The sequence below is a fragment of the Mesorhizobium shangrilense genome (genome assembly GCF_028826155.1).
Taxonomy (GTDB): Bacteria; Pseudomonadota; Alphaproteobacteria; order Rhizobiales; family Rhizobiaceae; genus Arvimicrobium; species Arvimicrobium flavum.
Genome location: NZ_JAQGPN010000001.1, coordinates 258,663 through 272,558 on the forward strand (window position 1 = coordinate 258,663; position 13,896 = coordinate 272,558).

General features: G+C 66.0%; 13 protein-coding genes. All 13 read right to left on the reverse strand.

Going from position 1 to position 13,896, the window contains the following annotated elements; genetic code table 11:
* Positions 1-33 precede the first annotated feature (33 nt).
* The gene (locus tag PD284_RS01275) at positions 34-1,308 is read right to left on the reverse strand and encodes a polyhydroxyalkanoate depolymerase (protein WP_274630508.1); all 1,275 of its coding nucleotides are present in this window, start codon (positions 1,306-1,308) and stop codon (positions 34-36) included.
* A 167-nt stretch (positions 1,309-1,475) separates the two neighbouring features.
* Entirely contained in the window at positions 1,476-1,994 is a 519-nt protein-coding gene (locus PD284_RS01280; protein WP_274626426.1) for a GNAT family N-acetyltransferase, read from the reverse strand.
* A gap of 12 nt (positions 1,995-2,006) precedes the next feature.
* Positions 2,007-2,300, reverse strand: coding sequence for a DUF1330 domain-containing protein (locus tag PD284_RS01285; protein WP_274626427.1), 294 nt, complete (start codon positions 2,298-2,300; stop codon positions 2,007-2,009).
* 29 nt (positions 2,301-2,329) lie between these two features.
* Positions 2,330-3,025 carry an orotidine-5'-phosphate decarboxylase gene (pyrF, locus tag PD284_RS01290; RefSeq protein ID WP_274626428.1) on the reverse strand — a complete coding sequence of 232 codons (696 nt, stop codon included), beginning with the start codon at positions 3,023-3,025 and terminating at the stop codon, positions 2,330-2,332.
* The gene (locus PD284_RS01295) at positions 3,015-3,611 is read right to left on the reverse strand and encodes a histidine phosphatase family protein (RefSeq protein ID WP_274626429.1); all 597 of its coding nucleotides are present in this window, start codon (positions 3,609-3,611) and stop codon (positions 3,015-3,017) included. The genes pyrF and PD284_RS01295 overlap by 11 nt, the downstream gene beginning before the upstream one ends.
* Positions 3,608-4,198 carry an NADPH-dependent FMN reductase gene (locus PD284_RS01300; RefSeq protein ID WP_274626430.1) on the reverse strand — a complete coding sequence of 197 codons (591 nt, stop codon included), beginning with the start codon at positions 4,196-4,198 and terminating at the stop codon, positions 3,608-3,610. The genes PD284_RS01295 and PD284_RS01300 overlap by 4 nt, the downstream gene beginning before the upstream one ends.
* A gap of 20 nt (positions 4,199-4,218) precedes the next feature.
* Positions 4,219-4,827: a phospholipid N-methyltransferase PmtA gene (gene pmtA, locus PD284_RS01305; protein WP_274626431.1), complete on the reverse strand. Its 609-nt coding sequence runs from the start codon at positions 4,825-4,827 to the stop codon at positions 4,219-4,221.
* A gap of 91 nt (positions 4,828-4,918) precedes the next feature.
* Positions 4,919-6,043, reverse strand: a complete 1,125-nt coding sequence (gene dnaJ / locus PD284_RS01310; RefSeq protein WP_274626432.1) for a molecular chaperone DnaJ — start codon at positions 6,041-6,043, stop codon at positions 4,919-4,921.
* Positions 6,044-6,263: 220 nt separating this feature from the next.
* Positions 6,264-8,177, reverse strand: coding sequence for a molecular chaperone DnaK (gene dnaK / locus PD284_RS01315; RefSeq protein WP_274626433.1), 1,914 nt, complete (start codon positions 8,175-8,177; stop codon positions 6,264-6,266).
* Positions 8,178-8,499: 322 nt separating this feature from the next.
* On the reverse strand, positions 8,500-10,179 hold the full coding sequence (locus tag PD284_RS01320; RefSeq protein ID WP_274626434.1) for an electron transfer flavoprotein-ubiquinone oxidoreductase: 1,680 nt from the start codon (positions 10,177-10,179) through the stop codon (positions 8,500-8,502).
* Positions 10,180-10,231: 52 nt separating this feature from the next.
* A complete protein-coding gene (locus PD284_RS01325; protein ID WP_274626435.1) occupies positions 10,232-12,328 on the reverse strand; it encodes a xanthine dehydrogenase family protein molybdopterin-binding subunit in 2,097 nt (698 codons plus the stop codon).
* Positions 12,325-12,804, reverse strand: coding sequence for a (2Fe-2S)-binding protein (locus PD284_RS01330; protein WP_274626436.1), 480 nt, complete (start codon positions 12,802-12,804; stop codon positions 12,325-12,327). Before PD284_RS01330 ends, PD284_RS01325 begins: the two co-directional genes overlap by 4 nt.
* Positions 12,801-13,853 (reverse strand): helix-turn-helix transcriptional regulator, encoded by a 1,053-nt coding sequence (locus PD284_RS01335; protein WP_274626437.1) that lies wholly within the window; start codon positions 13,851-13,853, stop codon positions 12,801-12,803. Before PD284_RS01335 ends, PD284_RS01330 begins: the two co-directional genes overlap by 4 nt.
* Positions 13,854-13,896 lie beyond the last annotated feature (43 nt).

The window sequence follows — 13,896 nt, forward strand, 5'->3', positions numbered from 1 at the left end:
TCGAGCGTTCGGTCAGGCAGGTTCAAGGGAGAATCAGGTCTTGGCGGCGCGCACTGCCTTCGGCTTGGCCGCAACCCGATTCTCGCGGCCGTAGCTCCGAATGAAATCCACCATGCGCGGCACGATCTCGGCGCGGAAGCGCGAGCCGTTGAACACGCCGTAGTGGCCGACCTTGGGCTGCACGTAGTGCGCCTTCATGTCGGCCGGAAGGTTTGTGCACAGGTCCTGCGCGGCCTTGGTCTGGCCGAGGCCGGAGATGTCGTCGTTCTCGCCCTCGACGGTGAACAGCGCGACATTGCGGATGGCCGAGGGATCGACGCGCTCGCCCCGGTGCATCATCTCGCCCTTGGGCAGCAAATGGCGCACGAAGACGGTATCGACCGTCTGCAGGTAGAACTCGGCGGTCAGGTCCATCACCGCCAGATACTCGTCGTAGAACTCGCGGTGCTTCACCACCCCGTCGCCGTCATTCTTGACGAGGTGCATGAAGAAGTCCTTGTGGGCGATGATATGCCGGTCGAGGTTCATGCCCATGAAGCCCGAGAGCTGCAGGAAGCCGGGATAGACGTCGCGCATGAAGCCCGGGTTGGGCCACGGCACCTGCATGATGACGTTCTCGCGGAACCAGTCGGTGCCTTTCTCCTCCGCCAGAAGGTTGACGGCGGTCGGATTGCGGCGAGTGTCGATCGGACCGCCCATCAGCGTCATCGTCGAGGGCGCCATGCGGTCGCCCCTCGCCTCCATCACCGACACCGCCGCCAGGACAGGCACGGACGGCTGGCAGACGGCCACCACGTGGGTGTCCGGTCCCAGTTCGTGCAGCATGTCGATGACGTAGTCGATGTAGTCGTCGAGGTCGAAGCGTCCGGCCGTGACCGGGACCATGCGGGCGTCGGCCCAGTCGGTGATGTAGACGTCGCAATAGGGCAGCATGGCTTCCACCGTGCCGCGCAGCAGCGTCGCATAGTGGCCCGACATGGGCGCCACGATCAAAAGCTTGGGATCGGCCGCGCGTCCGGCAGGAAGGTCACGCTTGAACCGGATCAGGTTGCAGAAGGGGCGCTTCCAGACCACCTCTTCGCTGACGGCGACGGTCTTCCAGTCGACCACGGTCTCGGTGAGGCCGAATGTCGGCTTGCCGTAGCGCCGCGTGGTGCGTTCGAACAGCTCGGCCGAGGCGGCCACCGAGCGACCCCATGCCGTATGGGAGATCGGGTTGAGCGGATTGGAATAAATGAGGCGGATGGCGTCGGCATAGGCCCGGAAGGGCTGCACCGCGGCATGGTTCAATTCGTAGAGCTGGTACATCGTAAGCCCCGTCATCCCTGCTGCCGCCGCGCCCCCGTGACGGTCTGAATCATTGGTCAGACCAAATACGTAGCATTGAATAGGCGCAGCGCAACGTCGCGCCGCGTCAACGAGCCTCATCCTTTGGCACAAAGTGTTGAAAAACCGTTCGGATCGGACACGCCGGCTCAACTGTTGCAGACAAGCAGCACGCGCGACTGCGGCGAGGAACCCGGCGGCACCTCGCGATGGAAACAGCGGACGAGCTCGTCCGCGGCTTCGTGCAGCGGAAGCTCCCGGAAGCCGAGCCGCTCGTAGTAGGGCTGGTTGAACGGCACGTCACGGTAGGTAGTGAGGCTGACCGCAGGAAGCCCGCGCCTGCGGGCTGCATCGCGGACGCAGCCGACGAGCCTCGCCCCGATGCCGCGCCGGCCATGCGCCGGGTCGACCGACAGTTCCTTGAGATGAAGATGGCCGCCGAGCTGGTAGGCAACGGCAAAACCCACGGGCGCATCGTCCCGATCGGCCGCGACCCAGACATCGCAGCCGTCCGTCAGCGTACGGATGGAGGATGCGTCGGAGGCCGGCGCATTGCCGACCTCCGGGTGGCCGTGCGCACTGAACAAGGCTGCGGCGCGCGTCTCCACACCGGCAAGCCGGTCATCGTCCGACTCGCGCCGCGGCCGGATGTGGTAGCGGGAATCCATCGGATGCCGACGTCAGCCGTCGATGCCCTCGACGAGAACGATCTCGCCATCCGCATGTTTCTGCCGGATCGAGGCGGCGTGCTGGTACTCGGGCGAGTGATAGCAGTCCTGCGCGACCTTCAGCGAGGCGAACTCGATGATCACATTGCGGGCGCGGCCTACGCCTTCCACCGCATCGCTGGCGCCGCCGCGCGCCAGGAACCTTGCGCCATGTTTCTCGAAGGCGGGCCTGGCCGCCGCCACATAGTCCTTGTATCCTTCCGGGTCGCGTATATCGACGCGGGCAATCCAGTATCCCTTGGCCATTCCATCCTCCCAGTTTCAGGACGGCAGGCTCAGGCAGCCGCCATCTCGGCTAGGATTGCGCGGGCAGCCTCCCGCCTGTCAACGGCGCCGACGATCGGCCTTGCCACGACGAGGTGGCTGGACCCGGCGCGGATGGCCTGCGCCGGCGTCAAGACGCGCTTCTGGTCGCCGTGCTCGGCGCCTGCCGGACGGATGCCCGGAGTGACGATCGCCATATCGGGTCCGACGATGCTGCGCACCGCGGCGGCTTCCGCGGCTGAGCATACGATGCCGCCCATTCCCGCCTGCCGCGCCTGCTCGGCGCGACGCAGCACCAGCGTTCCGGGATCATGCGCATAGCCCGCATCGATGACGTCCTGTGCGTCCATCGACGTCAGCACGGTGACCGCGAGCAGGCAGAGATCGCTGCCGCGCGCCGCTTCCACAGCCGCCTTCATCGCCTTGGGATAGGCATGCAGCGTGAGCATGGTCATGCCCATCTTAGCGATGTTCTCGACGCCCTTGGCGACCGTGTTGTCGATGTCGAGCAGCTTCATGTCGAGGAAGACCTTGGCTCCTCCGCTCGCAAGTTCCTTCGCGAAGTCCAGGCCGCCGGCGAAGGCGAGCTGGTAGCCGATCTTGTAGAAGCTGGCCGTCCCCTCGAGGTCTTTGACGACCGCCTCGGCCTCCCGCACGGTCGGCACATCCAGGCCCACAATCAAGCGATCGCGCATCTCAGACGACATCGGCAATCCCCGTGAACTGTTCCATCGGCGTCCAATCGCAAAGCAGGCGGCGATCTGCAAGGGCGAACGCATGGATGTTGCCGCCGCCGCCCGGCTGGTCCTCGCGGCGCGAGATCGGCCGCCCGGCGAAATGGCATTTCAGCAACGTGCCGACCGCGCCATGGCCGACGAACAGGATCGGGAGCGACGGGTCGTGGGCGGCGAGCTCGCGCTCGACCGCGCCGACGATGCGGCGCTGCGCGTCGATCGCCCGCTCCCAGCCGTTCCAGCTCGCTTCCGGTTCGGCGAAGAAGCTGTCTGCCGCCTTCTCGAACTCAGGCGGCGCAAGGAAGCCGGTGGAGGATCTGTCGTTCTCTCCCATATCCTGCCCGGTCCCGGGAGCGAGACCGGATGCGTCTGTGAGGATCGCGGCCGTCTCGACGGCCTTGCGCTCCTCGCTGCTGACGATACGGGCAAGGCCGCGTACCCATGCCGCACCGCAGACAGCCTCCACGCGCCGACGGCCGACCGCCGACAGACCCCATTCCGGCACCGGCACCGCCGGGTCGATTTCGACCTGCGGGTGGGTGAGGTAGAGGCCGATCAATGCTCGACCCGGGTGGAGAGCAGCCGGGCATGCTCGATGAGCGTGCGGCAGAGACGCGCCATGCCCTTGCGCAGACGCTCTTCCTTGAAATCGCCGCTCTCCTCGAAGGCCTCGCCGCCGCGGGGCACCGAAACCTGCGGCGAGATCACCTCCATGCCGATGTGGGACAGGACGTGGCGCAGATGCATGATCGCGCGGACGCCGGCGAAATGGCCCTCTGAAGAAGAGCACAGCCCGACCACCTTGCCGGGGTACGGCTTCAGCGGCTTGCCGCCATCCTCCGAGATGCGGCTCACCCAGTCGATGGTGTTCTTGAGGAGCGGCGGCAGCGACCCATTGTACTCGGGCGTGCAGATGAGCACTGCGTCATGCGATGCGATCAGCCTGGCCAGCTTGAAGGCGTTCTCGGGAATGCCCTGCTCCTCCTCGAGGTCCTCGTTCATCAGCGGCAGCGGATAGTCGGCCAGCGAGATGCGCGTGACATCGGCCCCCTGCATCGCGAGCTCGCGCTGGGCGCAGTCGGCGGTCTTGCCGCTATAAGCGCCGGTTCGGATCGAACCGGCGAGAACGAGGATTTTCGGGATCATGCTGGGCTCCGGACAGTGGATCAGTTCGGCTTGCGCCGACGGTAGATCCACAGCTGGGTCGGCGGGATGTTGCGCAGGACGAAGCGGAAGTGCTCGACCGAGTAGCTGCCGCGTCCCGGCGGCACCGGAGATTTCGGACCGTAGGTCAGCTGCACGATCGGCCGGCCGAGGGGCAGGCGATCGAGCAGGTCCTCGACGTACCGGACGCGCGTCGCAACCGGAAAGTTGAGGAGCGGCACACCGGAGATCACGGAATCGAACATTGTCCCGGGCATGTCGCGCAGCGTTTCGTTCAGGTTGAAGGCGTCGCCGTGGATGACATCCACATCCGGAAAGGTTCGCCTGAGATGGGTGACGAACTCGGGCGCGTATTCAACCGTATGGAGATCCTGCGGCCTTACACCGCGCTCCAGGATGGCCTTGGTGATCACGCCGGTGCCCGGACCCAGTTCGAGCACTGGCAGACCGGAACTGGGGTCGATCACCGTCGCCATCTTCCTCGCCGTGACCGAGCTTGTGGGAATGATGGATCCGACCGCTTTCGGTCGGTGCAACCAGCCCTTGAAGAAACGCATCTCGTCGTCGAATCGCTCGGCGAACGCCTTGCGTAGACCGGTGACGCCTGGCATGAAGCCCTTCTCCTCAGCTGTGGACAATAACTTAAATCTAGTGCCCCAGACGCGCAGGCAAGCCTGCGCCGCCCAGGTTAAGAAAAATACGTCAGTCGCTGAACGACTCGAAGAAGTCCTTCATGCGGGAAAAGAAGCCGCTCGACTGCGGGGAGTTTTCCTTGGACGATAGTTGCTCGAACTCTTCCAATAGCTCGCGCTGACGCTTGCTGAGATTCTGCGGCGTTTCGATGGCGACCTGAATATAAAGGTCGCCGACCGCGGGCTGGCGAAGCACCGGCATGCCCTTGCCCTTCAGCCGGAACTGACGGCCGTTCTGGGTGCCCTCGGGGATCTTCACGCGGGTCTGCGTGCCGTCCAGCGTAGTGACCTCGAACGCGCCGCCGAGAGCCGCGGACGTCATCGAGATCGGCACCTTGCAATAAAGGTCTGCGCCGTCGCGCTGGAACAGCTCATGCGGCTTGACGGACAGGAAGATATAGAGATCGCCGGGCGGTCCACCGCGCAGACCCGCCTCGCCCTCGTTGGCGAGCCTGATGCGGGTGCCGTCCTCGATGCCAGCGGGAATATTGACCGACAGCGACTTCTCCTCGACCACGCGGCCCTGGCCCGAACACTTGGGACAAGGGTCCTTGATCATCTGGCCGCGGCCGTGACACTGCGGACAGGTGCGCTCGATGGAGAAGAAACCCTGGCTGGCGCGCACCTTGCCGTGGCCGTGACACATCGTGCAGGTCACCGGCTGCGTGCCGGGCTTGGCGCCGCTGCCGGTGCATTCGGTGCAGGAGATCGAGGCCGGCACGTGGATCTGGGCCGTCTTGCCGGTGAAGGCCTCCTCGAGCGAGATCTCCATATTGTAGCGAAGGTCGGCGCCGTGCTCGCGACCGCCGCTGCGACGACGCCCGCCGCCCATCATCTCGCCGAAGATGTCCTCGAAGATGTCGGAGAAGCCGCCTGCCGCGAAACCGTTGGCGCCGCGGCCCATGCCGCCGTTCTCGAAGGCCGCGTGGCCGAAACGGTCGTATGCCGCGCGCTTCTGCGGGTCCTTCAGGCACTCATAGGCTTCGTTGATTTCCTTGAACTTGTGCTCGCAGGACTCGTCGCCCGGATTTTTGTCCGGATGGAACTGCATGGCCAGCTTGCGGAAAGCGCTCTTGAGTTCCTTTTCGTCCGCGCCCTTCTGGACGCCCAGCGTCTCGTAGAAATCAGCCTTCATGCTGCCCCGCGATCCGAATGATCAATGTCTTCGTGCATTGTGCTCTTGGCGCGTTGTCCGACCGCACAGATTGGATCGTCGCCGATGGATTTAGTAAGCCGAGAGCCTCTATGCCAGAGCTCTCCAGCAATAGGCACAGATTTTCTCATAGAAAAATGCTGCCTCACCTTGCAAAAAGGCCCGGCTCAACACCGGGCCTCCTTGCAATGATCGAACGATCTCAGGCCGACTTCTTCTTGTCGTCCTCGTCGATCTCCTCGAAGTCGGCGTCGACGACGTCGCCGTCCTTCTGGGCATCCGCCTTGGCGTCGGCTTCCGCGGCCTCCTTCTGGGAGGCTTCGTACATGGCCTGGCCAAGCTTCATCGACACTTCGGCGAGCGACTGCGACTTCGCCTGGATGTCGTCGGCGTCGTCGCCCTCGGCCGCGGTCTTCAGCGCTGCGATCGCATCGGCGATCGCGGTGCGATCGGCTTCCGAGACCTTGTCGCCATATTCGCTGAGCGACTTCTCGGACGAGTGGACCAGAGCCTCGGCCTGGTTGCGGGCTTCGACCAGCGCGCGACGCTTCTTGTCGGCCTCGGCGTTCGCCTCGGCGTCCTTGACCATCTTCTCGATGTCGGCATCGGAGAGGCCGCCAGACGCCTGGATGCGGATCTGATGCTCCTTGCCGGTGCCCTTGTCCTTGGCCGTGACGTTGACGATGCCGTTGGCGTCGATGTCGAAGGTGACCTCGATCTGCGGCACGCCGCGCGGCGCCGGGGGGATGCCGACCAGGTCGAACTGGCCGAGCGACTTGTTGTCGGCAGCCATTTCGCGCTCGCCCTGGAAGACGCGGATCGTCACCGCCGACTGCGAATCCTCAGCCGTCGAGAAGACCTGGCTCTTCTTGGTCGGGATCGTCGTGTTGCGCTCGATGAGACGCGTGAACACGCCGCCCAGCGTCTCGATGCCCAGCGACAGCGGGGTCACGTCGAGCAACAGGACGTCCTTGACGTCGCCCTGCAGAACGCCGGCCTGGATCGCCGCACCCAGCGCAACCACCTCATCGGGGTTGACGCCCTTGTGCGGCTCCTTGCCGAAGAACTGCTTCACGACTTCCTGGACCTTCGGCATGCGCGTCATGCCGCCGACCAGAACCACCTCGTCGATCTCGCCGGCCTTGAGCCCGGCGTCCTTGAGCGCCGCCTTGCACGGCTCGACAGTCCGCTGGATCAGATCGTCGACCAGCTGCTCGAGCTTGGCGCGCGTCAGCTTCAGCGTCAGGTGCTTCGGGCCGGTCTGGTCCGCCGTGATGAAGGGCAGGTTCACTTCGGTCTGCGCCGAGGACGACAGCTCGATCTTCGCCTTTTCCGCAGCTTCCTTGAGGCGCTGCAGCGCGAGCTTGTCGTTCTTCAGGTCGATGCCCTGCTCCTTCTTGAACTCCGCGGCCAAGTACTCGACCAGGCGCATGTCGAAGTCCTCGCCGCCGAGGAAGGTATCGCCGTTGGTGGACTTCACCTCGAAGACGCCGTCGCCGATCTCGAGCACCGAAATATCGAAGGTGCCGCCGCCGAGGTCATAGACCGCGATCGTCTTGCCTTCCCTCTTGTCGAGGCCGTAGGCGAGCGCGGCAGCGGTCGGCTCGTTGATGATGCGCAGCACCTCGAGGCCGGCGATCTTGCCGGCGTCCTTGGTGGCCTGGCGCTGGGCGTCGTTGAAATAGGCCGGAACCGTGATGACGGCCTTCTCGACCTTCTCGCCGAGATAGGCTTCCGCGGTTTCCTTCATTTTCTGCAGGATCATCGCCGAGATCTGGCTGGGCGACTGCTTCTTGCCGCCGGCTTCGACCCAGGCGTCGCCGTTGTCGCCATTCACGATGTGATAGGGGACGAGCTTCTTGTCCTTCTCGGTCACCGGATCGTCGTAACGGCGGCCGATGAGGCGCTTCACGGCGAAGATGGTGTTTTCGGGATTGGTCACGGCCTGGCGCTTGGCGGGCTGTCCGACCAGACGCTCACCGTCATTGGTGAAAGCGACGATCGACGGCGTCGTGCGCGCGCCTTCCGCGTTTTCGATGACCTTGGCGTCCTTGCCATCCATGACGGCGACGCAGGAGTTTGTCGTTCCGAGGTCGATGCCGATTACTTTAGCCATTTTTCTAGTCTCTCCTTCAAGCAGGCCGTCAGGACCCAATGAGGCGTTCCGGGGACGACCCCTGTTCACTCGAAATCCGTGGCGAGCGCAGGCTTCCACGGTTGCGGCGTATATAAGAACAGGCCTTTCGCCACGCAAGCCGGGTCTGGCCAAGTTCCGATCGGCATTACCAGGAAGAAAAGTGCGGCCCCGGAACGCGGAGGACGGGCCAAAGGGCGCTCGGGGCAAGGCTCCGCGACGCACCGCGGGCGTCATGGGGCGGAAATGCCGCGCGATGGCGGCGGCATTCAGGGTTTCAGGGGCTTCGTAGTTCGCCCTGCCCTCACATGCCCGGATAGACCGGCCCCTCGCCGCCCTGTGGCGGCACCCAGTTGATGTTCTGGTTGGGGTCCTTGATGTCGCAGGTCTTGCAGTGCACGCAGTTCTGCGCGTTGATGACGAAGCGGACGTCCTTGGCCTCGGGGTCGGCGGCGGCGTTGCCGTCCTTGTCGACCCATTCGTAGACCCCGGCCGGGCAATAGCGCGTCGACGGGCCGGCGAAGACGTCGTGCTCGGAGCGCACCTGCAGCGCCATGTCGCCGACCTGGAGGTGGACCGGCTGGTCCTCCTCGTGATTGGTCGAGGACAGGAACACCGACGACAGCCGGTCGAAGGTCAAGACGCCGTCGGGCTTCGGATAGGCGATCTTCCTGTGGTTGGCCGCCGGCTCCAGCGAGGCGGCGTCGGTCTTGCCGTGCTTCAGCGTGCCGAACAGCGAGAAGCCGAACAGCGAGTTGGTCCACATGTCGAGGCCGCCGAGCGCCACGCCCGCGGCGGTGCCGAAGCGCGACCACAGCGGCTTGACGTTGCGCACCTTCTTGAGATCCTTGCCGATGTCGGACGCCCGCCAGGCCGCCTCGTAGCCGGCCAGTTCGTCATGGGCGCGGCCGGAAGCGATCGCCTCGGCCACGTGCTCGGCCGCCAGCATGCCCGACAGCACCGCATTTTGCGACCCCTTGATGCGCGGCACGTTGACGAAGCCGGCCGAGCAGCCGATCAGGGCGCCGCCCGGGAAGGCCAGCTTCGGCACCGACTGCCAGCCGCCCTCGGTGATGGCGCGCGCGCCGTAGGAGATGCGCTTGCCGCCCTCGAAGACGCCGCGGATCGCCGGATGCGTCTTGAAGCGCTGGAACTCCTCGAACGGCGACAGCCAGGGATTCTTGTAGTTCAGGTGGACGACGAAGCCGACCGCCACCTGGTTGTCCTCGAGGTGGTAGAGGAACGAGCCGCCGCCGGTCTTCATGTCGAGCGGCCAGCCGAAGGAATGCTGCACCAGGCCCGGCTTGTGGTTCTCCGGCTTGACCTGCCAGAGCTCCTTGAGGCCGATGCCGAACTTGCCGGGCTCGCGACCCTCGTCGAGGCCGTAGCGGGCGATCAGCTTCTTGGCCAGCGAGCCGCGCGCGCCCTCGCCGATCAGCACGTACTTGCCCAAGAGCGCCATGCCGGGGGCGAAGGCCGGGCCATGCGTGCCGTCGCGCTCCACGCCCATGTCGCCGGTGACCACGCCGGTCACCGCACCCTGATCGTCATAGATCAGGTCGGCGGCGGCAAAGCCCGGATAGATCTCGACGCCGAGCGCCTCGGCCTTCGCCGCCATCCACTTGCAGACGTTGCCGAGCGAGACGATGTAGTTGCCGTGATTGTTCATCAACGGCGGCATCAGCAGGTTGGGCAGCCTGACCGAGCCGGCCGGCCCCAGCACCAGGAAATGGTCGTCGGTCACCGGCGTCTTGAACGGATGGTCGTCGTCGTTGCGCCAGCCCGGCAGCAGCCGGTTGATACCGATCGGGTCGACCACTGCGCCGGACAGGATGTGCGCGCCGACCTCGCCGCCCTTCTCCAGCACCACGACCGACAGGTCCGGATTGACCTGCTTCAGGCGGATGGCGGCGGCGAGACCAGCAGGACCGGCGCCGACGATGACGACGTCGAACTCCATGCTTTCCCGTTCGACTTCGCTCATCTTCCCTCGCTGCGATTCGGCAAAACTATTGAGAATTTCGGGCGGCCGACGGTCACGCGCTCATGAGCGCGTCGACCAGCCTTTCCCGCGTCAAGGGAAGGTCGCGCATGCGCAGGCCGAGCGCACGGGACGCCGCGTTTCCGATTGCCGCGGCGACCGGCCCCTGCGAGGCCTCGCCGGCGCCGAGAGGCGGATTGGCGGGATCGGAGACGAATCGCGTCTCGATCTCGGGAATCTCCGAGAACCTGAGGATCGGATAGCCGCTCCAGTCGAAATCGGGCACGCGATCGTCCTCGACCTTGACCTCTTCCTTCAGCGTCCAGCTCGCTGCCTGGATCGCGCCGCCCTCGATCTGGCTGCGCGCGCCCTCCGGATTGACCAGCAGGCCGACATCGGCGCACAGCCACAGGCGCTCGAGCCTTACCTCCTCGTCCACCGCGACCTCGGCCACGGCCGCGAGCCAGGCGCCCTTGTTCTTGTAGCGGGCCGCGGCAATGCCCAGCGCGCGGCCTTCGCCCGCCGGATGGTTCCCCGGCCATCCGCTCATCTCGGCCGCACCCAGGAGCACGGCCCTGCACCGGTCGTCGCTCAGATGGCGCAGCCGGAAATCGAGCGGGTCGACGCCGGCGAGATCGGCCAGTTCGTCCATCGCCGACTCGATGGCGAAGACATTCAGGTGGGCCCCCAGCGAACGCAGCGACGAGGTCCTGATGCGGCTTTGCGTGTTCAGGCGGACGGCGACCTGGTGGGCAGGAAAATCGTAGATCGCGACCGCGTTGCGCGCCGCGCCGCCACCGGCGGCATCGGGCAGGTCGTCGACCTTTCCCGGCAGACGCGTCGCGTCGAGCGCTTCGGCCGAGCTGAGATTGACATGGCCGCCGAAGCCCGGCCGCTGGGCGTGCGGCTCGCTGGTGACGGAGATTTTCCACGAGGCCACGCGTCCGGCGCCGTCGAGCTCGGCGTCGACCTCCGCCGACATGGCCGCACCGAGCGGCCCGCGGGCGAGCTCGTCCTGGCGCGACCATTGCACCCGCACCGCCCGGCCAGAAAGCTCCATTGCGACAATCGCCGCGTCGAGCGCTGCGTCGTCGGCGCCGTTGTGGCCGTAGCAGCCGGAGCCATGCGCATGGATGACGCGCACGAGCGAGGGATCAAGCCCGAGGCACCGCGCGATCTGGCCGCGCAGCGGAAAGATGCCCTGCGAATGGCTCCAGACCGTGAGCCGGCCGGCGTCGAAATGCGCCAGCGCGCAGGACGGCCCAATCGACGCATGCGCGATGTGTGCGCGGGAATATCGGGCGGAGATGCTGGCGGAGCCGGCAGCCGGCGCCGCGGCGCCAAGGACAGTGCGCTTCTCGCCGGAGGTGGTGGCGGGCTGCCATAGGCCGGGCACCTTCTCCCAGCGGACGAACTTCTCGGCTTCGGAATGGGCGACGTGCACGGCAAACTCGTCCTCTGCGGCAAGGGCGAGGAAATCCTGCTTGCGAAGAACCTGGATGCCGGGAAAGCGGCGCTGCAGCCACGCCTCGTCGACTTCGACCAGGCGGGCAAGCCGGAAGGGCTGGCGCACGACGCGCACGTGCAGCATGTTCGGCAGCGCGAGATCGTGGATGAAACCGCCGCCGCTGCGCTTCTGCGCCATGTCGATGCGCGGACGGCTTTCGCCGACGGCGGCGTAGTCGCCGACCCGCTTCACCGGAACGTCGCCGGTGACATGCTGCCGCCAGTCGACGTCGGGCGCGAGCGACCAGAAATCGAGGCCGGTCGCCTCCCCGTCGAGGTGGACGCCTCCGTCGACGCACGACAGGCTGCCCGCATCGACGCCGAGCCGGGCCGCCGCGGCCTGGAGCAACGCAGCCTGAGCCTGCGCGGCCGCCAGCCGGATCGACGCGCCCGAGACCTCCACCGACTGGCTGCCGGCGGTGATGCCTTCGTCCGGCGAGCGGTCTGTGTCGGCCGGCATGAGCACGATGCGCTCGGGGCCCAGCGCGAGTTCGTCGGCGGCAATCTGGGCGAGAGCGGTCAGGATCCCCTGGCCGAGCTCGACCTTGCCGGAGGAGACCGCGACCACGCCTGCGCGGTCGAGCGATATCCACCGACCCAGCTCCGGGTTGTCCTGGATGCTCTTGGGCAGGGCATTGCCGATCATCGGTCGGTTCCGCCCAGCTTCGTCGCCGCGCGCTCGACGGCGCGCAGGATGCCGCCGTGCGCCCCGCAGCGGCAGAGATGGGGGTCGAGGGCGGCGACGATCGCATCGCGGCCCGGGCGGCGCTCCGACTTGAGGAACGCGTAGGCGCTCATGAGGATGCCGGGGATGCAATAGCCGCATTGGCCGGCCTGCTCGTGTTCGAACGCGTCGAGCAGGGCAACCCCGACAGGATCGTCTGCCAGCGCCTCGGGCGTCGTCACGTGGCAGCCCCCAAGCGCGGAAACGGGCAGCGTGCACGAATAGCGCGGCTGCCCGTCAATGCTCACCATGCATGCGCCGCACTGCTCCAGGCCGCAGCCGAAATGCGCTGCCTTGAGATCGAGCCGGTTCCTGAGCGCGAAGAGAAGCGGCTCGTCGCCCGCAGGCTCCAGCGTCACCTCCGCCCCGTTGAGATGAAAGGAGATGGCGGCGCTCACGAGTTGCCTCCCACCGCCGTCTCCAGCGCGGAGCGCTTTGCGGGCCCATGCCACTGAGGGGCACGGTGGCGCAAAATACTGGCATCGGCGCCGGCCTTGGCCGCGAGGCTTTCGTTGGCCCGTTTCAACCGATAGGCAGTGGGCGTCATCCCGACCGAATTCTTGAAGGCACGCAGGAAATACTTCTCGTCGTTGTAGCCGACGGAATAGGCGATCTGGCCGATCGAATCGTCGGTGAGCACCAGCCGCTCGCGGGCATCCTCGATGCGCATCTCGCGGATCAGCGTGTTGAAGCTCGTGCCGGTGTACTGTCGGATCAGGGCGCAGAGCCGGCTCTTGGAGAGGCGGGCGGCATCCGCCGCCTCGCTGAGGCTCGGACCAAGCGTGTAGTTCTCGCCGATGAACTCGGCGATGCGGCGCATGTGGCTGCTGTCGCGCCCCATCACGGGCAGCCTGGTCGAAAGCTCGGCGAATTCGGCCTCGTAGTCCTGGCACAGGGCGGCCAGCATCAGCGTCAGCTCCGCGCGCACGATCTCCATCTCGCAGATCCGTTCGGAACCATGCTGGGCGATCATGGAGGCGATGGCCCGTTCCGTCCGCTCGATCTGCGGCCCCTGAAGCAGGAACGAGACATGGTTCTGCCAGGCGAAGGGCGTCAGCTCGGGCGCCAGCCGGACCAGTTCCGCAACCGGATACGACCGGGTGATGCTGGGCCGCAGGAGATCAAGATCGAAGTAGATGAGGACGCAGCGGGTCCCTCGATCGTACCTGACCTGGTGGGGCACCATCGGAGCGATGAAGTAGATCGAACCGGGCCTCGGCTTGTGCGAGGTCAGGCCGATCCGCATCGCCGGTGCATCCGACATGAAATAGACGATCTGGAAGTAGTCGTGCTTGTGGGCCGGGTAGAGGCGCTGGGTGTCCTCCACCATCCTTATGTGGAAGCGCGGACTTCCCGATCGGTCGAGGGCGTAGGAGCGGAACGGAGCGGCAAGGCTCGGGTCCTCTGTATCGCATTCGCGACGAAGGCGTGCCGACTTGTCGATCATTGCTCCTCCCATCTCGGTTCCCCTTTCCACGGGCGATGAAAAA